This is a genomic window from Streptomyces viridosporus (assembly GCF_002078235.1).
Taxonomy (GTDB): Bacteria; Actinomycetota; Actinomycetes; order Streptomycetales; family Streptomycetaceae; genus Streptomyces; species Streptomyces viridosporus.
This window is the reverse complement of the sequence record NZ_MSGP01000221.1, coordinates 1-21,650: the sequence shown is the minus strand read 5'-3', so window position 1 is coordinate 21,650 and position 21,650 is coordinate 1. Positions and strand designations below refer to the sequence as shown.

The window sequence follows — 21,650 nt, the reverse complement described above, 5'->3', positions numbered from 1 at the left end:
TCTTCACCTCCAAGGCGGCCGGCGCGGGCCCCTCCCGCGACTGGCTCGGCTTCGTCAAGTCGCCGCGCGCCCGCAACAAGATCCGCGCCTGGTTCTCCAAGGAGCGCCGCGACGAGGCCATCGAGCAGGGCAAGGACGCCATCGTCCGCGCGATGCGCAAGCAGAACCTGCCGATCCAGCGCATCCTCACCGGCGACTCGCTGGTCACGCTCGCGCACGAGATGCGCTACTCGGACATCTCCGCGCTGTACGCGGCGATCGGCGAGGGCCACGTCTCCGCGCAGAACATCGTGCAGAAGCTGGTCCAGGCCCTCGGCGGCGAGGAGGCGGCCACCGAGGAGATCGACGAGGCGGTCCCGCCGGCCCGCGGCCGCAGCCGCAAGCGCCGCTCCAGCTCCGACCCCGGCGTCGTCGTCAAGGGCGTCGAGGACGTCTGGGTCAAACTGGCCCGCTGCTGCACCCCGGTCCCCGGCGACCCGATCATCGGCTTCGTCACCCGCGGCAGCGGCGTCTCGGTGCACCGCAGCGACTGCGTGAACGTCGACTCGCTCTCCCGCGAGCCCGAGCGCATCCTCGAGGTCGAGTGGGCGCCGACCCAGTCCTCCGTCTTCCTGGTCGCCATCCAGGTCGAGGCCCTGGACCGCTCCCGGCTGCTCTCGGACGTCACGCGCGTGCTGTCCGACCAGCACGTCAACATCCTCTCCGCGGCCGTCCAGACCTCCCGGGACCGCGTGGCGACCTCCCGCTTCACCTTCGAGATGGGCGACCCCAAGCACCTCGGACACGTCCTGAAGGCCGTACGGGGCGTGGAGGGCGTCTACGACGTCTACCGCGTGACGTCGGCCCGCAACCGCTCGTAGCGCCGCGCGGCACACGAGAGGGGCTCCCGTACCCGAGGTACGGGAGCCCCTCTCGCGATGCGGACGGCCTCAGCCGCCGAACTCCTGCAGACCCTTCAGCGCCTGGTCCAGCAGGGCCTGGCGGCCCTCCAGCTCCCGCTCCAGCTTCTCCGCCTTGGCGGTGTTGCCCTGCGCCCGCGCCTGCTCGATCTGGCCCTTCAGCTTGTCCACGGCGGCCTGCAGCTGGCCGGTGAGACCCTCGGCACGCGCGCGTGCCTCCGGGTTCGTCCGGCGCCACTCGGCCTCCTCGGCCTCCTGCAGGGCCCGCTCCACGGCGTGCATCCGGCCCTCGACCCTCGGCCGTGCGTCCCGCGGCACGTGGCCGATGGCCTCCCAGCGCTCGTTGACCGCGCGGAACGCGGCCCGCGCCGCCTTCAGGTCCGTGATCGGCAGGAGCTTCTCGGCCTCCCCGGCCAGCTCCTCCTTGAGCTTGAGGTTCTCGGCCTGCTCCGCGTCACGCTCGGCGAACACCGAACTGCGGGCGGCGAAGAAGATGTCCTGCGCACCGCGGAAGCGGTTCCACAGGTCCTCCTCGTGCTCGCGCTGTGCGCGGCCCGCGGCCTTCCACTCCGCCATCAGCTCGCGGTAGCGCGCCGCGGTCGGACCCCAGTCCGTCGAGCCCGACAGCGACTCCGCCTCGGCGACCAGCCGCTCCTTGGTCCGGCGGGCCTCCTCGCGCTGCGCGTCCAGCTGCGCGAAGTGCTGCTTGCGCCGCTTGGAGAACGCCGAGCGCGCGTGCGAGAACCGGTGCCACAGCTCGTCGTCGGACTTCCGGTCCAGCCGCGGCAGGCCCTTCCAGGTGTCCACCAGGGCCCGCAGCCGCTCACCGGCGACCCGCCACTGGTCGGACTGCGCCAGCTCCTCCGCCTCGACGACCAGCGCCTCCTTGGCCTGACGCGCCTCCTCGGACTGCCGGGCCCGCTGGGCCTTGCGCTCCTCGCGACGCGCCTCCACCAGTTCCACGAGCTTGTCCAGCCGGGCCCTGAGGGCGTCCAGGTCACCGACCGCGTGGTGGGCGTCGACCTGCTCCCGCAGGTGCTCGATCGCGGTCAGGGCGTCCTTGGACGACAGGTCGGTGGTCTTCACTCGCTTCTCGAGGAGGCCGATCTCGACAACCAGGCCCTCGTACTTGCGCTCGAAGTAGGCCAGCGCCTCGTCGGGAGAGCCGGCCTGCCAGGAACCGACGACCTTCTCGCCGTCGGCCGTACGCACGTACACGGTCCCCGTCTCGTCGACGCGGCCCCACGGGTCGCTGCTCACAGCGCCTCCTCCACATGATGCCTGCGAGGGGCTCGTGTTCCCCCGGGCATCGTCCACAGTTTCGTCACGGCCAACATAGGCGACCGACGGGACGCCTGTCCGCATCCCGCGCGACCGAAATTACGCAGTTGAGGGTCAGGATTTCGCGACCGTCGCCTTGTCGATCACGACCGTCGCGTTCGGTGCGGTGTTGCCGGTGGTCGGGTCGGCGGGCTGCGCCCCCGCACCGGCGATCTTCTTCAGCACCTTCATGCCGTCCTCCGAGACGGTGCCGAACGGTGTGTAGCTGGGCGGGAGCTGGCTGTCCTGGTAGACCAGGAAGAACTGGCTGCCGCCACTGTCCTTCTGCCCGGTGTTGGCCATCGCGACCGTGCCCGCCGGGTAGATGTTGTCCTTCAGGCTTTCGTCCTTCAGGTTCTCGTCCGGGATCGTGTAGCCGGGGCCGCCGGTGCCGGTGCCCGTCGGGTCACCGCACTGCAGCACGTAGATGCCCTCGGTGGTGAGCCGGTGGCACTTGGTGTGGTCGAAGTAGCCCTTGTCCGCCAGGAAGCTGAACGAGTTGACCGTGTGCGGAGCCGCCGACGCCTTCAGCGCCACCTCGATCTCGCCGCAGGTCGTGTCGAGCGTCATCGTGTACTTCGCCGACTTGTCGATGGACAGCGCCGGCTCCTTCTTCCAGGTCTCCGACTTCGGCTCGCCCTTCGCGGGCTTGTCGCACGGGTCCGGCGCCTTGCTCGTCGGGCTCGGCGTGACCTCCGCGTTCGCGTGGGTGCTGTCGTCGTCCTGGTCGAGTGCTCCGGTCGTGTACAGCGCGAGACTGCCCACGAGAACCACTCCGAGAGAGGACGCGATCACCGAGTTGCGGATCCGCGCCTTGCGCCGCGCTTCGGTGCGGCGCTGCTGCTGCCGCAAGAACTTCTCCCGGGCGAGCTGACGCCGCCGCTGCTCCTGGCTGACCACCGGGTTCTCTCCTCATGCGTCTCGTGTGCCGACCGGTACGCGTGGCGGCGGTGGGCCGACCCTCTGCGTGTGCCCGTACCGTATATGGGTTCGCTGAGGAATCGGCAGCGCCGGTAGGCTCTGACCACGGGCGCAGCCCGTCGCAAGCCTCCCGTAACCGACACAACGAAGGACGATCGTGCTCATTGCCGGGTTCCCCGCCGGGGCCTGGGGGACGAACTGTTATCTCGTCGCCCCCGCCGCCGGTGAGGAGTGCGTGATCATCGACCCCGGCCATCAGGCCGCCCCCGGAGTCGAGGAGGCGGTCAGGAAGCACCGCCTCAAGCCCGTCGCCGTCGTCCTCACCCACGGCCACATCGACCACGTGGCCTCGGTCGTCCCGGTCTGCGGAGCGCACGGCGTACCGGCCTGGATCCACCCCGAGGACCGGTACATGATGAGCGACCCCGAGAAGGCGCTGGGCCGCTCCATCGGGATGCCGCTGATGGGCGAGCTGACCGTGGGGGAGCCGGACGACGTCAGGGAGATGACGGACGGCACGAAGCTGGAGCTGGCCGGCCTGGAGCTGACGGTCGCGCACGCGCCCGGCCATACCAAGGGGTCGGTGACCTTCGGCCTGCCCGAGGCGGCGGACATACCGCCGATCCTCTTCTCGGGCGACCTGCTGTTCGCCGGCTCCATCGGACGCACCGACCTGCCCGGCGGTGACATGGCCGAGATGCTCGACTCGCTGGCCCGCGTGTGCCTGCCGCTCGACGACTCGACCGTGGTGCTGTCCGGCCACGGCCCCCAGACGACCATCGGCCAGGAGCGCGCCACCAACCCGTACCTGCGGCAGGTGGCGGCCGGCGGCCAGGGAGCCGCCGAGGCTCCCCGACGAGGAATGTGACGAGACCTTCCGTGAGCACCTTCAAGGCCCCCAAGGGCACGTACGACCTGATCCCGCCGGACAGCGCCAAGTACCTCGCCGTCCGCGACGCCATCGCCGCCCCGCTGCGCGACTCCGGTTACGGCTACATCGAGACGCCCGGCTTCGAGAGCGTCGAGCTGTTCGCGCGCGGGGTCGGCGAGTCCACCGACATCGTGACCAAGGAGATGTACGCCTTCGAGACCAAGGGCGGCGACCGGCTCGCGCTGCGCCCCGAGGGCACCGCCTCCGTGCTGCGCGCCGCCCTGGAGGCCAACCTGCACAAGGCGGGCAACCTCCCGGTCAAGCTCTGGTACTCCGGCTCGTACTACCGCTACGAGCGCCCGCAGAAGGGCCGCTACCGCCACTTCTCCCAGGTCGGCGCCGAGGCGATCGGCGCGGAGGACCCGGCGCTGGACGCCGAGCTGATCATCCTGGCCGACCAGGCGTACCGCTCGCTGGGCCTGAGCGACTTCCGCATCCTGCTGAACTCGCTGGGCGACCAGGAGTGCCGCCCGGTGTACCGGGCCGCGCTGCAGGACTTCCTGCGCGGCCTGGACCTGGACGAGGACACCCTGCGCCGCGCGGAGATCAACCCGCTGCGCGTGCTGGACGACAAGCGGGAGTCGGTGCAGAAGCAGCTGACGGGCGCCCCCCTGCTGCGCGACTACCTCTGCGACGCCTGCAAGACGTACCACGAGGAGGTCCGCGAGCTGATCACGGCCGCGGGAGTGGCCTTCGAGGACGACCCCAAGCTGGTGCGCGGCCTGGACTACTACACGCGGACCACCTTCGAGTTCGTCCACGACGGTCTCGGCTCCCAGTCCGCGGTGGGCGGCGGCGGCCGCTACGACGGCCTGTCGGAGATGATCGGCGGCCCCGCGCTGCCGTCCGTCGGCTGGGCCCTCGGCGTCGACCGCACCGTGCTGGCCCTGGAGGCGGAGGGCGTCGAGCTCCAACTCCCCGAGACCACCAGCGTGTTCGCGGTCCCGCTCGGCGAGGAGGCCCGCCGGGTGCTGTTCGCGAAGGTCACCGAGCTGCGCAAGAACGGCGTCGCCGCCGACTTCGCCTACGGCGGCAAGGGCCTGAAGGCCGCGATGAAGGCCGCCCACCGCTCGGGCGCCCGCTACGCCCTGGTGCTGGGCGAACGCGACCTCGCCGAGGGCGTGGTCCAGCTCAAGAACATGGAGTCCGGCGAGCAGACGGCGGTCGGTGTGAACGAGATCGTCGCCGAGCTGGAGTCACGGCTCGGCTGACGCGACGCGCGAGGCGCCGGACACCCGGGGTGTCCGGCGCCTTCGTCAACTCTGCGAACGCCGCTTCGCCCGTGCGTGGGACCCGAGGGGAGCAGGTGTGCGGCAGTGCCGCACACGTCGGCCGAAACCGAACGCCCGCGGGCGATCATCCGTGGGCCCTTGTGCCCGGCGACCGGCGGATCCGCGGTCCCGTACGGCACAATGGCCCTGCCCGAAGCAGGTCCACACTCTCTAGTGACGGAATCGGCGTGATGAGCAAGACGACAGTCAAGGACGTCGCCATGGAGCCCGAACCCCCCACCTCGCCGGAGCGTGCCGCCGCGCCGCGCAAGGAAGGGGCGAGCCGGGCCCTCGCACTGCTCCTGGTGATCACCGGTGCGGCCGGTGTGCTCGCCGCGTGGGTGATCACGCTCGACAAGTTCAAGCTGCTCGAGGCCAAGGTCAGGGGCGAGACGTTCGTCCCCGGCTGCAGCCTCAACCCCGTCGTCTCCTGCGGCAGCGTGATGGAGAGCGACCAGGCCTCCGTCTTCGGCTTCCCCAACCCGATGCTCGGCCTCGTCACCTACGGCATCGTCGTCTGCGTCGGCATGAGCCTGCTCGCCGGCGCCCGCTTCCCGCGCTGGTACTGGCTCACCCTCAACGCCGGCACGCTCTTCGGCACCGTCTTCTGCGCCTGGCTGATGTTCCAGTCCCTGTACCGGATCAACGCCCTGTGCCTGTGGTGCTGCCTGGCCTGGGTCGCCACGATCGTCATGTTCTGGTACGTCACGTCGTTCAACGTCCGCACGGGCTTCCTGCCCGCGCCGGGCTGGCTGAGGAGCTTCTTCGGCGAGTTCACCTGGGTGCTGCCGACCCTGCACATCGGCATCATCGGCATGCTGATCCTGACCCGCTGGTGGGACTTCTGGACCGGCTGACGGCGCCCGCCGCACTGTCGGCGCGGTGATTTAGGGTTGCCGACGTGGAGCCCGACCTGTTCACCGCCGCAGCAGAAGAACGCCAGGAGAAGGACCCGGCCGGCAGCCCCCTCGCGGTCCGGATGCGTCCGCGCGTCCTCGACGAGGTGGTGGGCCAGCAGCACTTGCTGAAGCCGGGATCCCCCCTGCGCAGACTGGTCGGCGAGGGCTCCTCGGGCCCCGCCGGACCGTCCTCGGTGATCCTGTGGGGGCCGCCCGGCACCGGCAAGACGACCCTGGCCTACGTCGTCTCCAAGGCCACCAACAAGCGCTTCGTCGAACTCTCGGCGATCACCGCGGGCGTCAAGGAGGTCCGCGCGGTCATCGACGGCGCCCGCCGCGCCTCCGGCGGGTACGGCCAGGAGACCGTCCTCTTCCTCGACGAGATCCACCGCTTCAGCAAGGCCCAGCAGGACTCCCTGCTCCCCGCCGTGGAGAACCGCTGGGTCACCCTGATCGCCGCGACCACCGAGAACCCCTACTTCTCGGTCATCTCCCCGCTGCTGTCCCGGTCCCTCCTGCTCACGCTCGAACCCCTCACCGACGACGACATCCGGGACCTGCTGAAGCGGGCGCTCACCGACGAGCGGGGCCTGGGCGGCGCCGTCGCCCTCCCCGAGGACACCGAGGGCCACCTGCTGCGCATCGCCGGCGGCGACGCCCGCCGCGCGCTGACCGCCCTGGAGGCCGCCGCCGGGGCCGCCCTCGACAAGGGCGAGGCGGAGATCGCCCTGACCACGCTGGAGGAGACGGTCGACCGGGCCGCGGTGAAGTACGACCGCGACGGCGACCAGCACTACGACGTCGCCAGCGCCCTGATCAAGTCCATCCGCGGCTCCGACGTGGACGCCGCCCTGCACTACCTGGCCCGGATGATCGAGGCCGGCGAGGACCCCCGCTTCATCGCCCGCCGCCTGATGATCTCCGCCAGCGAGGACATCGGCCTCGCCGATCCGAACGCCCTGCCGATCGCGGTCGCCGCCGCCCAGGCCGTCGCCATGATCGGCTTCCCCGAGGCCGCCCTCACCCTCAGCCACGCCACCATCGCCCTCGCCCTGGCCCCCAAGTCCAACGCGGCCACCACCGCGATCGGCGCCGCCCTCGACGACGTGCGCAAGGGCCTGGCCGGACCCGTGCCGCCGCACCTGCGCGACGGGCACTACAAGGGCGCGGCCAAGCTGGGGCACGCCCAGGGGTACGTCTACCCCCACGACCTGCCCGAGGGCATCGCCGCCCAGCAGTACGCCCCGGACGCCCTCAAGGACCGCCAGTACTACGCACCCACCCGGCACGGCGCCGAGGCCCGGTACGCGGACGCCGTGGAGTGGACCAGGAAGCACCTCGGTCGGAAGCGGTCCTGACCACCCTGTAGACTTTCCCGAAGAGCTGCGTCCCGCGTCCGGCCCCTGTAAGGGGAGCCGGCATCACCAGAGCGGGACATCCAGCCGGAGACCCGGCCCCCGGGCGGGGATCTCCAGGAGCGTTGCGCACCGGCGAACGGTGTCGCGGGCAGCCCACCACCATCCGGATCCCCGGAAGCGGTCGGTGGGCCACTCGCGTGCTGCACGTATGTGCCCAGACCAGGGGAGCGGCTGCCCGGCAGGTCCCTTCACGGACCCGCGGGTTTCCCCGGCTGCGGATGCGACCTCCCTTAACCCTGGTGAGCCGGAAACTTTGGAAAAGAGACAAGACAGTGGCGAATCAGTCCCGCCCCAAGGTCAAGAAGTCGCGTGCCCTCGGTATCGCGCTGACCCCGAAGGCCGTCAAGTACTTCGAGGCCCGTCCCTACCCGCCCGGTGAGCACGGCCGTGGCCGCAAGCAGAACTCGGACTACAAGGTCCGTCTGCTGGAGAAGCAGCGTCTGCGCGCGCAGTACGACGTCTCCGAGCGCCAGCTGGTCCGCGCGTACGAGCGTGCCGCCAAGACCACGATGAAGACGGGCGACGCCCTCGTCATCGAGCTCGAGCGCCGCCTCGACGCGCTGGTCCTGCGTTCGGGCATCGCCCGCACGATCTACCAGGCCCGCCAGATGGTCACGCACGGCCACATCCAGGTCAACGGCAAGAAGGTCGACAAGCCCTCCTTCCTCGTCCGCCCGGACGACGTCGTGCAGGTCCGCGAGCGCAGCAAGGACAAGACGCTCTTCCAGATCGCCCGCGAGGGCGGCTTCGCCCCCGACGGCGAGACCCCGCGCTACCTCCAGGTGAACCTCAAGGCCCTGGCGTTCCGCCTGGACCGTGAGCCGAACCGCAAGGAGATCCCGGTGATCTGCGACGAGCAGCTCGTCGTCGAGTTCTACGCCCGCTGACCGAAGCAGGCGCGCGGTACCTCAGCCCGCCGTCTCCCCGCCCTTCCGGGTGGGCGAGGCGGCGGGCTCGTGCGTGGGGGCGGTACTCGGGGCCGCCTGCTGCGCCGGCCCGCGCCGCGCGGGCGCGGCGGTCGGCTCCCCGGGCCGCCGCAGCGCCCGGCGGACGGCCTCGTCCCGGCCGAGCCGCGCTCCCTTCCGCCGGTACTCCTCGTACCGCTCGTCGCCGAGGCACTCACGGGCCCGCGCCTCGCACAGCTCGTGCGGCACGTTGTAGTGGGCCGAGCCGAACAGCGGCAGCCCCACCGACGGCCACATCCGGTCCGCCGCCCCCTGGAGCACCGCCGCCTCGGCCGCCTCCCCCTCCGTCGCGGTGACCAGCGCCATCAGCTCCAGCGCCAGCACGGCGCCGAGCAGGTCGCGGAAGGCGTGCGCCCCCTCCAGGCAGTCCGTCAGCAGCACCCGCGCCCTGCCCGGATCGCCCTCGCCCCAGGCCGCGTACGCCAGGACGTAGAGGGCGTAGGTGCGGGCCCACCGCTCACCGTGGTCGTCGCAGACCCGGCGCACGTCCTCGCACAGCCGCACCGCCTCCGGCAGGTCGCCCTGGAAGGCACGTGCCATCGCCAGCTCGACCTGGCTCATCAGGACGTTGCTGTTGAGCTCGCCGATCTCCCCGTAGCGGTCCAGCGCCGAGCGCAGCAGCGTCTCCGCGCGCGGCATGTCGTCCGCGACGAGGGCCAGGCAGCCGGTGCGGTGCTCGGCGTACGCCAGCGCCGTGCCGCTCGCGACCCGCTCCGCCTCCCGGCGGCACTCCTGGAGCGCCGCCAGCGCGGCCACGGTGTCGCCCTGCAGGATCGCCACGTACCCCAGCACCCACAGGGCCTTGAGCCGCGGCTGCTCGTGGCCGGAATCCAGCCGGGCGGCCCGCTCCAGCCAGTGCCGCCCCTCCGACAGCCGCCCGCAGCCGACCCAGTAGAACCACAGCGAGCCCGCGAGGAACTGCCCCAGATACGCCTCCTCCGGCTCGGTCAGGGCCAGCTCCAGGGCACGGCGCAGATTCGGCAGCTCCGCCTCCACGCGCGCGGCGATCTCGCTCTGCCGCGGGGAGAACCAGTCCAGCTCGCACCAGGTGGCCAGCCCCACGTACCAGTCCCGGTGCCGCCGCCCGACCCGCTCCGCGTCGCCCGTCGCCTCCAGCCATTCGGCACCGTACGCGCGCAGCGTGTCCAGCATCCGGTAGCGCGCACCCGCCGCCGTCTCCTCGCGGGTCAGCACCGACTGCGCGAGCAGCGCGGTCAGCACGTCGAGGACGTGTGCGGCGGGCAGGCCGTTCCCGCCGCACACGTACTCGGCGGCCTCCAGGTCGAACGGCCCCGCGAACACCGACAGCCGCGCCCACAGCAACCGCTCCTCGGGCGTGCACAGTTCGTGGCTCCAGCCGATCGCCGTGCGCAGCGTGCGGTGCCGGGGCAGGGCGTCCCGGCAGCCGCCGGTCAGCAGCCGGAACCGGTCGTCGAGCCGCTCCAGCAACTGCCCCGGGGACAGCGTCCCCAGCCGCCCCGCGGCCAGCTCGATCGCGAGCGGCAGCCCGTCCAGCCGCCGGCACAGGGCCCGTGCCTCGCGGCCGTTCCCGGCGGACACCGCGTGCTGCGCCGCGCGCACCTCCAGCAGCGCCACCGCCTCGTCCTCGTCCAGCGGAGCCAGCGGGAACAGCGTCTCCCCGGTGACGGACAGGGCCCGCCGCCCCACGGCGAGCACCCGCAGCCCCGGCGCCCGGCGCAGCAGCTCGGCCACCAGCGAGGCGCAGGCGTCCACCAGGTGCTCGAACCCGTCCAGCACCAGCAGGACCCGGCGCCCGGCGAGATGACGGAGCAGGGTCTCGCACGGCGGCCGGGTGGTGTGGTCCGTCAGTCCCAGGGCCTCCATGACGGCGTGGTCCACGAACTCCGGATCCCTGACCGGCGCCAGTTCCACCCGCCACGCCCCGTCGCGGGGCGCGCACCGCGCGGCGGCGCGGAGGGCCAGACGCGACTTGCCGATCCCGCCCGTCCCGGTCACCGTCACCAGGCGTGCGGCCCCGAGCGCCCGGGACAGCTCGGCCAGTTCCGCGGAGCGCCCCACGAAGGGGTCCGGCTCCAGGGGCAGGTTGCCGTGCGCCGGCGTGGCGGCGTGCCCAAGATCCCGCATGGGACACGCAGCGTACTGAAGCGTATTCACTCCGTACAATCGCTTCGCGCAACTCCACCGACGCCGGACGGTAATCCGGTACGGACTCCCGCCACCGGCGCGATAGGCTCGGTGCCACGACTTTCTCGATGTTCAGGCACGTTTCAGGGAGCGGGTGCACACAGTGTCCGGTGGAGAGGTGGCCGGAATCCTGGTGGCCGTTTTCTGGGCGATCCTGGTCTCCTTCCTCGCGGTGGCCCTCGCGAGGCTGGCCCAGACGCTCAGGGCGACCACCAAGCTCGTGGCGGACGTGACCGACCAGGCCGTCCCGCTGCTGGCCGACGCCTCCGCGGCGGTGCGCTCCGCGCAGACCCAGATCGAACGGGTCGACGCGATCGCCTCCGACGTCCAGGAGGTCACCTCCAACGCCTCCGCGCTGTCGACCACCGTGGCCTCCACCTTCGGCGGCCCGCTCGTCAAGGTCGCCGCCTTCGGCTACGGCGTGCGCCGGGCCGTCAGCGGCCGCAAGGAGGACGCTCCGGCCAAGGCGCCGAGGCGCACCGTGATCGTGGGCCGCACCGTTCCGGGCGCGCGGCGGGAGAAGCGCACCCGCGGAAAGAAGGGCTGATCCGCGATGTTCCGCCGTACGTTCTGGTTCACCACCGGCGTCGCCGCCGGTGTGTGGGCCACCACCAAGGTGAACCGCAAGCTCAAGCAGTTGACGCCCGAGAGCCTCGCCGCGACCGCGGCGAACAAGGCGATCGAGACCGGGGGCCGGCTCAGGGACCGCGCCGTGGACTTCGCGCTCGAGGTCCGCGAGAACATGGCCCGGCGGGAGGCCGAACTGGGCGACGCGCTCGGGCTCAACGCCCCCGTCGACCGCGAACTCCCCCCGCCCAGGCGGTACGCCGTCATCGAGAACCGCAACAGCCCCACGTACGTCGAGGGCCCGGCGCACGGGCCCGCGGACAAACCGACGTACAAGACGTACCCGTACAACCGGAATGAGGACCACTGATGGAGTCGGCCGAGATCCGCCGCCGCTGGCTGAGCTTCTTCGAGGAGCGCGGGCACACCGTCGTCCCTTCGGCGTCGCTCATCGCGGACGACCCGACTCTGCTGCTCGTCCCGGCCGGCATGGTGCCCTTCAAGCCCTACTTCCTGGGCGAGGTCAAGCCGCCCTTCGACCGCGCCACCAGCGTGCAGAAGTGCGTGCGCACCCCCGACATCGAAGAGGTCGGCAAGACCACGCGCCACGGCACGTTCTTCCAGATGTGCGGCAACTTCTCCTTCGGCGACTACTTCAAGGAAGGCGCCATCAAGCTCGCCTGGGAGCTGCTCACCAGCGCCCAGGACAAGGGCGGTTACGGCCTCGACCCCGAGCGGCTGTGGATCACCGTCTACCAGGACGACGACGAGGCCGAGCAGATCTGGCACGAGGTCGTCGGGGTGCCCAAGGAGCGCATCCAGCGCCTGGGCAAGAAGGACAACTTCTGGGACATGGGTGTCCCCGGCCCCTGCGGCCCCTGCTCCGAGATCAACTACGACCGCGGCCCCGAGTTCGGCGTCGAGGGCGGCCCCGCCGTCAACGACGAGCGGTACGTGGAGATCTGGAACCTCGTCTTCATGCAGTACGAGCGGGGCGAGGGCCCGGGCAAGGACTACCCGATCCTCGGGGACCTGCCGAGCAAGAACATCGACACCGGCCTCGGCCTCGAGCGGCTCGCCATGATTCTGCAGGGCGTGCAGAACATGTACGAGATCGACACCTCCATGGCCGTCATCGACAAGGCCACCGAGCTGACCGGCGTCCGCTACGGCGACGCCCAGGCCTCGGACGTCTCCCTGCGCGTGGTCACCGACCACATGCGCACCTCCGTGATGCTCATCGGCGACGGGGTGACTCCCGGCAACGAGGGCCGCGGCTACGTGCTGCGCCGCATCATGCGCCGCGCCATCCGCAACATGCGCCTGCTCGGCGCCACCGGCCCGGTCGTCAAGGACCTCATCGACGTCGTCATCGGCATGATGGGGCAGCAGTACCCGGAGCTGATCACGGACCGGGAGCGCATCGAGAAGGTCGCCCTCGCCGAGGAGAACGCCTTCCTCAAGACGCTGAAGGCCGGCACCAACATCCTCGACACCGCCGTCAGCGACACCAAGGCCGCCGGCTCCACCGTCCTGCCCGGCGACAAGGCCTTCCTGCTCCACGACACCTGGGGCTTCCCGATCGACCTCACCCTGGAGATGGCCGCCGAGCAGGGGCTGTCCGTGGACGAGGAGGGCTTCCGCCGCCTGATGAAGGAGCAGCGGGAGCGGGCCAAGGCCGACGCCCGGGCCAAGAAGACCGGCCACGCCGACCTCGGCGCCTACCGGGAGATCGCCGACCGGGCCGGGGCCACCGACTTCATCGGCTACACCCACACCGAGGGCGAGTCCACCGTCGTCGGCATCCTGGTCGACGGCGTCTCCTCGGCGGCCGCCACCGAGGGCGACGAGGTCGAGATCGTCCTCGACCGCACCCCGTTCTACGCCGAGGGCGGCGGCCAGATCGGCGACACCGGCCGGATCAGGACCGACTCCGGTGCCGTCATCGAGGTCCGCGACTGCCAGAAGCCGGTCCCGGGCGTCTACGTCCACAAGGGCGTCGTCCAGGTCGGCGAGGTCACCGTCGACGCCAAGGCCCACGCCTCCATCGACGCCCGCCGCCGCACGGCCATCGCCCGCGCCCACTCGGCCACCCACCTCACCCACCAGGCCCTGCGCGACGCCCTCGGCCCGACGGCCGCCCAGGCCGGCTCCGAGAACCAGCCCGGCCGCTTCCGCTTCGACTTCGGCTCCCCGTCCGCCGTGCCGCAGACGGTCATGCTCGACGTCGAGCAGAAGATCAACGAGGTGCTCGCCCGCGACCTCGACGTCCGGGCCGACGTCATGGGCATCGACGAGGCCAGGAAGCAGGGCGCCATCGCCGAGTTCGGCGAGAAGTACGGCGAGCGCGTCCGCGTGGTCACCATCGGCGACTTCTCCAAGGAGCTGTGCGGCGGCACCCATGTGCACAACACCGCCCAGCTGGGCCTGGTGAAGCTGCTCGGCGAGTCCTCCATCGGCTCCGGCGTGCGCCGCATCGAGGCCCTGGTCGGCGTGGACGCCTACCACTTCCTCGCCCGTGAGCACACGGTCGTCAACCAGCTCACCGAGCTGCTGAAGGGCCGCTCGGAGGAGCTGCCGGAGAAGGTCTCCGCCATGCTCGGCCGGCTGAAGGACGCCGAGAAGGAGATCGAGAAGTTCCGCGCCGAGAAGGTGCTCCAGGCCGCCGCCGGCCTCGCCGAGTCCGCCAAGGACGTCCGCGGCGTCGCCGTCGTCACCGGGCAGGTCCCGGACGGCACCACCGCCGACGACCTGCGCAAGCTGGTCCTCGACGTGCGCGGCCGCATCCAGGGCGGCCGGGCCGCCGTGGTCGCCCTGTTCACCACGGTCAACGGCAAGCCCCTCACCGTCATCGCCACCAACGAGGCCGCCCGCGAGCGCGGACTCAAGGCCGGTGACCTGGTGCGCACCGCCGCCAAGACCCTCGGCGGCGGTGGCGGCGGCAAGCCGGACGTCGCCCAGGGCGGCGGCCAGAACCCGGCCGCCATCGGCGAGGCCGTCGACGCCGTCGAGCGGCTCGTCGCCGACACGGCGAAGTAGGGCCGGAGACCATGCGCCAAGGACGTCGGCTCGCGATCGACGTCGGGGACGCCCGCATCGGGGTCGCCTCGTGCGACCCCGGCGGGATCCTCGCCACCCCGGTCGAGACCGTCCCCGGCCGGGACGTCCCGGCCGCCCACCGGCGGCTGAAGCAGCTCGTCGAGGAGTACGAGCCGATCGAGGTCGTCGTCGGCCTCCCTCGCTCCCTCAAGGGGGGCGAGGGCCCGGCCGCGGCCAAGGTCCGCGGTTTCGCGCGGGAACTGGCACGTATGATCATGCCCGTTCCGGTGAGACTTGTGGACGAGCGCATGACGACGGTGACGGCGAGCCAGGGACTGCGCGCCTCTGGCGTGAAGTCCAAGAAGGGGCGCTCCGTCATCGACCAGGCAGCCGCTGTGATCATCCTTCAGCAGGCCCTGGAATCCGAACGGGTGTCAGGCGAACCACCCGGCGAGGGCGTCGAAGTGGTTGCCTGATCGCGATACGGTAACGTTCCGCGCGATGCGGCGGTGTTCGAACAGCCGCCGCACAGAAAGAGGCGGAACGGCAGCCGGGGTCCTCGGACGGCCGGGCAGCCACCGCCTCGCGGCTCTAGGGGATCGATGACTGAGTATGGCCGGGGCCAAGGCTCCGAACCGTGGCATCCGGACGACCCGTTGTACGGGGACGGCGGATGGGGAGGACAGCAGACCCAGCAGGGCCATCACGCCCATCCGGGTCAGCAGTCCCCCTATGGCGGCCGGCCGCAGCACCATCCGCAGGAGCCGCAGCAGCACTACGACACCGGCGGCTGGGACACCACCGGGCAGAACGGCTACACCCAGCCGCAGCAGTATCCGCAGTACGACCAGCAGTACGCCCCCCAGCAGCAGTACGACACCGGCGGCTGGCCCGCCGGCTCCCACTCCCCGGACCCGTACGCCGCCGGCCCGGCGGACCCGTACGGGCAGCAGAACGGGGCGTACGGCGGGGAGCAGGCCGACCACTACCGCACCCCCGACGCCTACCCGCCGCCCGAGCCGCCCGGTCGCAGGCGCGCCGAACCCGAGCCGCGGACCGACGGGGGCCCGGGCCCCGACGAGGGCGAGCACGCCTTCTTCGCGGGGGACACGGGTGAGGACGAGGACGACCGCGACGACGAGGGTGGCCGCGACGACGAGGGTGACCGCGACGACGAGCCGGGCGACCGCCGCGGGCGCGGCGAGCGCCGGGGCAGGGGCGGCAACAGGGGCGGCAAGGAGAAGAAGCGGCGCAACGGCGTCGCCTGCCTCGTGGTGGTCCTGGTCCTGGGCGGCGGGACCATCGGCATCAGCTACTTCGGGTACCAGTTCTACAAGGATCGTTTCGGCAGTGCCCCGGACTTCGCGGGGGACGGCAACGGCGAGCAGGTGACCGTCACGATCCCCAAGGGCGCGGGCGGCTACGTCATCGGCCAGGAGCTCAAGAAGATGGGCGTGGTCAAGAGCGTCGACGCCTTCGTCGCGGCCCAGGCCGACAACCCGCAGGGCAACACGATCCAGGACGGCGTCTACACCCTGCAGAAGGAGATGTCGGCCGAGAGCGCGGTCGCGCTCATGCTCAGCCCCAAGAGCCGCAGCAACCTGATCATCGCCGAGGGCTGGCGCAACGCCTACATCTACGAGCTCATCGACCAGCGCCTCGAGGTCGAGGAAGGCACCACCGCCAAGGTCGCCAAGGAGGACTGGGAGAAACTCGGTCTGCCGGACTGGGCGCAGGGCCACGAGAACGTCAAGGACCCGCTGGAAGGCTTCCTCTTCCCGTCCAGCTACGGCGTGTCCAAGGGGCAGAAGCCCGAGGACGTCCTGAAGCGCATGGTCGCCCAGGCCGCCGAGAGCTACGAGAAGCTCGAGGTCGAGAAGAAGGCCGAGAGTCTCGGCCTCGAGAATCCGTGGCAGCTGGTCACCGTCGCCAGCATGGTCCAGGCCGAGGGCACCAGCCACAGCGACTTCCGCAAGATGGCCGAGGTCATCTACAACCGCCTCGAACCCGGCAACACCGAGACCAACGGCATGCTCGAGTTCGACTCCACGTACAACTACATAAAGAATCAGAGCAAGCTCGACCTGTCCCTCAAGGAGCTCCGGAACTACGACAACCCGTACAACACGTACTACTACAAGGGCCTGACGCCCGGACCGATCGGCAACCCCGGCGAGGACGCGATCAAGGGCGCGCTCAACCCGACGGACGAGGGCTGGTACTACTTCATCTCGCTCGACGGCAAGACGAGCGAGTTCACCAAGACCAACGCCGAGCACCAGAAGCTGGTCGACAAGTGGAACGCCTCGAGGAAGAACTGATGGCCGCACCCCGCCGTGCCGCCGTGCTCGGCTCCCCGATCGCCCACTCGCTCTCCCCGGCGCTGCACCGCACCGCCTACGCGGAGCTGGGGCTCGACGGCTGGACGTACGACCGTTTCGAGGTGGACGAGAAGGCGCTGCCGGGGTTCTTCGAGACGCTCGGCCCCGAGTGGGCGGGACTGTCGCTGACCATGCCGCTGAAGCGGGCCGTGATCCCGCTGCTGGACGGGATCAGCGACACCGCCGCCTCGGTCGACGCGGTCAACACCGTCGTGTTCACCCAGGACGGCCGCCGGACCGGCGACAACACCGACATCCCCGGTATGGTCGCCGCCCTGCGCGAGCACGGCATCGACAAGGTGGACACCGCCGCGGTCCTCGGCGCGGGCGCCACCGCCTCGTCCGCGCTCGCCGCGCTCGCGCGGATCTGCACGGGCGAGATCGCCGTCTACGTCCGCAGCGCGGCCCGCGCCGCCGAGATGCGGCAGTGGGCCGAGCGGCTCGGCGCCGCGGTGCGCATCGCCGACTGGGACGACGCCGAGCAGGCCCTGCACGCCCCGCTGGTCGTCAGCACCACCCCGGCGGGCGTCACCGACACCCTCGCCCGGGCGGTCCCGGAACGCCCGGCGGCCCTCTTCGACGTGCTCTACGACCCGTGGCCGACCGTCCTCGCGGCCCGCTGGTCGGCGTACGGCGGCGCCGTGGTCGGCGGGCTCGACCTGCTGGTGCACCAGGCGGTGCTCCAGGTCGAGCAGATGACGGGGCGCGCGCCGGCCCCGCTCGCTGCCATGCGCAAGGCCGGGTCGGCCGCCTTGAACAACCGGTCGTGAGGCCTGCCCACTGCGAATGAACGGCCGGGGCTCCCACCGCTAGCGGTGGGAGCCCCGGCCGTTGGTCCGGTGAACCGGGTGCAGATCAGCCGCACCAGCCCAGGCTGCTGGTGTACTCGGACGTCTGAGGGGCGCCGCTCCCGGTCCACCAGCGGGTCATCCCCCAGTACTGCACGCACTTGCCGGCGGCGCGCAGACGCACCGGCCCCGCGTACTGGTTGTAGTTTCCGGTGTCCTTCACCCAGGAGCCACCTTCGGCACGCAGCCCGGCACCGACCGGATTGCTGACCTGCTCGCCGGTCACCACAGTCACTACGCAGTTGTAGCCCGTGGACGCGTTGTACAGGAGATAGACGATGGCCTGGGGCTCACCGGTTCTGACCACCAGACCCATTTCCTTGGAGGACTGGATGTAGTAGCCAGACCCACACACAGAGACCGGGTTGCTGGCGGCCTGAGCCGAAGAAGAGAAGGTGAAGGCGAGCCCGAACGCTGCAAGGGTGACGGCAACGGACTTGGTGAATTTACGCATGATGTCCCAACTGTCCTGCGAGTTATGGAAGTTGGCTGGAGATTACTGATCATGTGTGCGGCGCGGAAGTATCCTTTGAGGCGCCCGCTGACTTGAAATGATCAAGTCATGAGTCGGCGGCCCGGCCCCGTGTCCCGCAGATCCGCCGGCGTGCCTCTGGCGTCCGGCAAGAGCCAGATCCGCGAGACCGTGCCTGCTTTTCTGCCCGACTGGCTGCGGAGCACGGTGCTCGTCCTGATCTTTCCTGTTCGCAGACGTGTCTTCGTACGTCCGCCAAGTGGACCGCGGGCCGGGTCGAAGGTGTGGACGTGGGAGGATCGGAGGTGGCGGACCGGGGCCGCGCACCCCGTCGCGCCGCAGCCGTACGCGAGGAGACGCGTACGCAGGCAGTACCGGGGCGCGAGCACGGAGGAGCACCGTTGAGCAGGTTGCGCTGGCTGACCGCGGGGGAGTCCCACGGTCCCGCACTCGTGGCGACGCTGGAGGGTCTTCCCGCCGGCGTGCCGATCACCACGGACATGGTGGCGGACCACCTGGCGAGGCGGCGGCTGGGCTATGGGCGCGGTGCCCGGATGAAGTTCGAGCGGGACGAGGTCACCTTCCTCGGCGGCGTCCGGCACGGCCTCACCCTCGGTTCCCCGGTCGCGGTCATGGTGGGCAACACCGAGTGGCCGAAGTGGGAGCAGGTCATGGCGGCCGATCCGGTCGACCCCGAGGTGCTCTCCGGTCTGGCCCGCAACGCGCCGCTGACCCGGCCCCGCCCCGGCCACGCCGATCTCGCGGGGATGCAGAAGTACGGCTTCGACGAGGCCCGTCCGGTGCTGGAGCGGGCGTCCGCGCGGGAGACCGCGGCCCGGGTGGCGCTGGGCGCGGTGGCCCGGTCGTACCTGAAGGAGACGGCCGGCATCGAGATCGTCAGCCACGTCGTCGAGCTGGCCGCGGCCAAGGCGCCCTACGGCGTGTACCCGACCCCGGCGGACGTGGAGCGGCTGGACGCGGACCCGGTGCGCTGCCTGGACGCGGACGCCTCGAAGGCGATGGTCGCCCAGATCGACCAGGCCCACAAGGACGGCGACACCCTCGGCGGCGTCGTGGAGGTGCTGGCGTACGGCGTGCCGGTGGGCCTGGGCTCGCACGTGCACTGGGACCGGCGGCTGGACGCCCGGCTGGCCGCCGCGCTCATGGGCATCCAGGCGATCAAGGGCGTCGAGGTCGGCGACGGCTTCGACCTGGCGCGGGTGCCCGGCTCGCAGGCGCACGACGAGATCGTCGCCACCGACGAGGGCATCAGGCGCTCCTCGGGACGCTCCGGCGGCACCGAGGGCGGCCTGTCCACCGGCGAGCTGCTGCGGGTGCGGGCGGCGATGAAGCCGATCGCGACCGTGCCGCGGGCGCTGAAGACCGTGGACGTGGCCACCGGCGAGGAGGCCGCGGCCCACCACCAGCGCTCCGACGTGTGCGCGGTGCCGGCCGCCGGCATCGTCGCCGAGGCGATGGTCGCCCTCGTCCTGGCGGACGCGGTGGCGGAGAAGTTCGGCGGCGACAGCGTCACCGAGACCCGCCGCAACGTGACGTCGTACCTCGAGCACCTGGCGGTGCGATGAGTTCACCGGTGATCGTGCTGGTCGGTCCGATGGGCGTGGGCAAGTCCACCGTCGGGCGGCTGCTCGCCGAGCGGCTGGGGACGGGCTACCGGGACACCGACGACGACATCGTCGCCGGTGAGGGCCGCAGCATCGCCGACATCTTCGTCGACGAGGGCGAGGACGCCTTCCGGGCGATCGAGAAGCGGGCCGTGCGCACCGCGCTCGCCGAGCACGACGGCGTCCTGGCCCTGGGCGGCGGCGCGATCCTGGACGCGGACACCCGCGCGCTGCTCGCCGGGCGGCGGGTGGTCTACCTGTCGATGGACGTCGAGGAAGCGGTCCGGCGCACCGGTCTCAACACCGCCCGGCCGCTGCTCGCGGTCAATCCGCGCAAGCAGTGGCGCGCGCTGATGGAGGCCCGGCGGCACCTGTACGAGGAGGTCGCCACGGCCGTCGTGCCCACCGACGGCCGCACCCCCGACGAGGTCACCGAAGCCGCCCTGAACGCACTGGAGTTGAAGGAAGCATGAGCAGCGAGGCAGTGACCCGGATCCACGTCGGCGGCACGGCGGGCACCGACCCGTACGAGGTCCTGGTGGGCCGCCGGCTCCTGGGCGAGCTGGCCGGCCTGATCGGCACCAAGGCCAAGCGGGTGGCGGTCCTGCACCCCGAGGCGCTGGCCGAGACCGGTGACGCGCTCCGCGCCGACCTGGCCGAACAGGGCTACGAGGCCATCGCCGTCCAGGTGCCCAACGCGGAGGAGGCCAAGACCGCGGAGGTCGCCGCCTACTGCTGGAAGGCGCTGGGCCAGTCCGGGTTCACCCGCACCGACGTCATCGTCGGCGTGGGGGGCGGCGCGACCACCGACCTGGCCGGGTTCGTGGCCGCCACCTGGCTGCGCGGGGTGCGCTGGATCGCGATCCCGACCACCGTGCTGGCCATGGTGGACGCGGCCGTCGGCGGGAAGACCGGCATCAACACCGCCGAGGGCAAGAACCTGGTGGGGGCCTTCCACCCGCCCGCCGGGGTGCTGTGCGACCTGGCCGCGCTGGACTCCCTCCCGGTCAACGACTACGTCTCGGGGCTGGCGGAGGTCATCAAGGCCGGTTTCATCGCCGACCCGGTGATCCTGGACCTCATCGAGGCCGACCCGCAGGCCGCCCGCACCCCCGCCGGCCCGCACACCGCCGAACTGATCGAGCGGTCCATCAGGGTCAAGGCCGAGGTGGTCTCCTCCGACCTGAAGGAGTCGGGCCGCAGGGAGATCCTCAACTACGGTCACACGCTGGGCCACGCCATCGAGAAGAACGAGCGCTACAAGTGGCGCCACGGCGCGGCGGTGTCGGTGGGCATGCACTTCGCCGCCGAGCTGGGCCGCCTGGCCGGCCGCCTCGACGACGCCACCGCGGACCGCCACCGCACGGTCCTCGAGGCGGTCGGCCTGCCGCTGCACTACCGCCACGACCAGTGGCCCAGGCTGCTGGAGGCGATGAAGGTCGACAAGAAGTCCCGCGGCGACCTGCTGCGCTTCATCGTCCTCGACGGTCTCGCCAAGCCCACCGTGCTGGAGGGACCGGACCCGGCCGTCCTGCTCGCCGCGTACGGCGAGGTGGGGCAGTAGGCCCGAGGCCCGCGCCCGGCCCGGCGCGCCGGCCACCGGCTCGCCGGGACGGGCACGCTCCACCGCCCCCGGCCGTTCACACAACGGCGGCAGGGGGCGGTACCGTTCGGTAGCACGCGGGGTACCCCGCTGTCATCGCCCATCGCCTGTACGAGACGGAGTGGCACCGGATGCAGCACGCAGTGGGTTCGCCGCTGCCGCCGCCCCACCAGCCGGGGCACGGACCGGCCGCCGGCTGGTCGCCGGCCGCACACCACCCGGGCCAGCACCCGGGAGCGCACCAGGGACACGTCCCCGCGCCCGTGCCGCCTCCGGCACCGGGCTGTCCCGCGCCCCCGCCCGGGCCCACCCCTGTCCCTTATAC

19 protein-coding genes and 1 pseudogene are annotated in these 21,650 nt (G+C 71.5%); 16 read left to right on the top strand and 4 right to left on the bottom strand.

The features are described from left to right. Nucleotides 1-860, top strand: a pseudogene (gene relA / locus B7L92_RS16670) (GTP pyrophosphokinase); the annotation flags it as partial. A 69-nt stretch (nt 861-929) separates the two neighbouring features. Here the strand turns inward: relA and B7L92_RS16665 are convergent. Together B7L92_RS16665 and B7L92_RS16660 are read right to left on the bottom strand one after the other, a co-directional pair. Beyond that, nucleotides 930-2,159, bottom strand: a complete 1,230-nt coding sequence (locus tag B7L92_RS16665; RefSeq protein ID WP_081238387.1) for a DUF349 domain-containing protein — start codon at nt 2,157-2,159, stop codon at nt 930-932. A gap of 135 nt (nt 2,160-2,294) precedes the next feature. Further along, nucleotides 2,295-3,119: a peptidylprolyl isomerase gene (locus B7L92_RS16660; protein WP_081238386.1), complete on the bottom strand. Its 825-nt coding sequence runs from the start codon at nt 3,117-3,119 to the stop codon at nt 2,295-2,297. A gap of 178 nt (nt 3,120-3,297) precedes the next feature. Between B7L92_RS16660 and B7L92_RS16655 the strand changes: the two genes are divergently transcribed. The 5 genes from B7L92_RS16655 (at nt 3,298) to rpsD (ending at nt 8,546) form a co-directional block, all read left to right on the top strand. After that, nucleotides 3,298-4,008: an MBL fold metallo-hydrolase gene (locus tag B7L92_RS16655; RefSeq protein ID WP_004990597.1), complete on the top strand. Its 711-nt coding sequence runs from the start codon at nt 3,298-3,300 to the stop codon at nt 4,006-4,008. Between the two features lie 11 nt (nt 4,009-4,019). Next, nucleotides 4,020-5,282: a histidine--tRNA ligase gene (hisS, locus tag B7L92_RS16650; protein WP_081238385.1), complete on the top strand. Its 1,263-nt coding sequence runs from the start codon at nt 4,020-4,022 to the stop codon at nt 5,280-5,282. Nucleotides 5,283-5,533: 251 nt separating this feature from the next. Next, nucleotides 5,534-6,199: a vitamin K epoxide reductase family protein gene (locus tag B7L92_RS16645; protein WP_081238384.1), complete on the top strand. Its 666-nt coding sequence runs from the start codon at nt 5,534-5,536 to the stop codon at nt 6,197-6,199. Between the two features lie 44 nt (nt 6,200-6,243). Continuing rightward, nucleotides 6,244-7,599 carry a replication-associated recombination protein A gene (locus B7L92_RS16640; RefSeq protein ID WP_081238383.1) on the top strand — a complete coding sequence of 452 codons (1,356 nt, stop codon included), beginning with the start codon at nt 6,244-6,246 and terminating at the stop codon, nt 7,597-7,599. Nucleotides 7,600-7,931: 332 nt separating this feature from the next. Further along, nucleotides 7,932-8,546, top strand: a complete 615-nt coding sequence (gene rpsD / locus B7L92_RS16635) for a 30S ribosomal protein S4 (RefSeq protein ID WP_081238382.1) — start codon at nt 7,932-7,934, stop codon at nt 8,544-8,546. Between the two features lie 21 nt (nt 8,547-8,567). Here the strand turns inward: rpsD and B7L92_RS16630 are convergent, their stop codons facing one another. Further along, nucleotides 8,568-10,730 carry an ATP-binding protein gene (locus B7L92_RS16630; protein WP_081238381.1) on the bottom strand — a complete coding sequence of 721 codons (2,163 nt, stop codon included), beginning with the start codon at nt 10,728-10,730 and terminating at the stop codon, nt 8,568-8,570. A 154-nt stretch (nt 10,731-10,884) separates the two neighbouring features. Between B7L92_RS16630 and B7L92_RS16625 the strand changes: the two genes are divergently transcribed. The 6 genes from B7L92_RS16625 (at nt 10,885) to B7L92_RS16595 (ending at nt 17,547) form a co-directional block, all read left to right on the top strand. After that, nucleotides 10,885-11,337, top strand: coding sequence for a DUF948 domain-containing protein (locus B7L92_RS16625; RefSeq protein ID WP_107501508.1), 453 nt, complete (start codon nt 10,885-10,887; stop codon nt 11,335-11,337). 6 nt (nt 11,338-11,343) lie between these two features. Beyond that, nucleotides 11,344-11,727 (top strand): hypothetical protein, encoded by a 384-nt coding sequence (locus B7L92_RS16620; protein ID WP_016827088.1) that lies wholly within the window; start codon nt 11,344-11,346, stop codon nt 11,725-11,727. Continuing rightward, a complete protein-coding gene (gene alaS, locus B7L92_RS16615; RefSeq protein ID WP_081238379.1) occupies nt 11,727-14,396 on the top strand; it encodes an alanine--tRNA ligase in 2,670 nt (889 codons plus the stop codon). The genes B7L92_RS16620 and alaS overlap by 1 nt, the downstream gene beginning before the upstream one ends. 11 nt (nt 14,397-14,407) lie before the next feature. Continuing rightward, on the top strand, nt 14,408-14,872 hold the full coding sequence (gene ruvX / locus B7L92_RS16610; protein WP_081238378.1) for a Holliday junction resolvase RuvX: 465 nt from the start codon (nt 14,408-14,410) through the stop codon (nt 14,870-14,872). Between the two features lie 126 nt (nt 14,873-14,998). After that, a complete protein-coding gene (gene mltG / locus B7L92_RS16600; RefSeq protein ID WP_081238377.1) occupies nt 14,999-16,717 on the top strand; it encodes an endolytic transglycosylase MltG in 1,719 nt (572 codons plus the stop codon). After that, nucleotides 16,717-17,547 carry a shikimate dehydrogenase gene (locus B7L92_RS16595; RefSeq protein ID WP_081238376.1) on the top strand — a complete coding sequence of 277 codons (831 nt, stop codon included), beginning with the start codon at nt 16,717-16,719 and terminating at the stop codon, nt 17,545-17,547. Before mltG ends, B7L92_RS16595 begins: the two co-directional genes overlap by 1 nt. 85 nt (nt 17,548-17,632) lie before the next feature. On the opposite strand, the gene B7L92_RS16590 is transcribed toward B7L92_RS16595, so the two are convergent. Next, nucleotides 17,633-18,079 carry a spore-associated protein A gene (locus tag B7L92_RS16590; protein WP_143626336.1) on the bottom strand — a complete coding sequence of 149 codons (447 nt, stop codon included), beginning with the start codon at nt 18,077-18,079 and terminating at the stop codon, nt 17,633-17,635. Between the two features lie 419 nt (nt 18,080-18,498). Between B7L92_RS16590 and aroC the strand changes: the two genes are divergently transcribed. The 4 genes from aroC to B7L92_RS42395 all read left to right on the top strand — a co-directional run. Further along, complete coding sequence (gene aroC, locus B7L92_RS16585; protein ID WP_081238374.1) at nt 18,499-19,683, top strand: chorismate synthase; 1,185 nt, start codon at nt 18,499-18,501, stop codon at nt 19,681-19,683. Continuing rightward, complete coding sequence (locus B7L92_RS16580; protein WP_081238373.1) at nt 19,680-20,195, top strand: shikimate kinase; 516 nt, start codon at nt 19,680-19,682, stop codon at nt 20,193-20,195. Before aroC ends, B7L92_RS16580 begins: the two co-directional genes overlap by 4 nt. Continuing rightward, entirely contained in the window at nt 20,192-21,286 is a 1,095-nt protein-coding gene (aroB, locus tag B7L92_RS16575; protein ID WP_081238372.1) for a 3-dehydroquinate synthase, read from the top strand. The genes B7L92_RS16580 and aroB overlap by 4 nt, the downstream gene beginning before the upstream one ends. A 170-nt stretch (nt 21,287-21,456) precedes the next feature. Beyond that, on the top strand, nt 21,457-21,650 hold a 194-nt coding region (locus B7L92_RS42395; protein ID WP_255310993.1), incomplete at its 3' end, for a Pro-rich N-terminal domain-containing protein.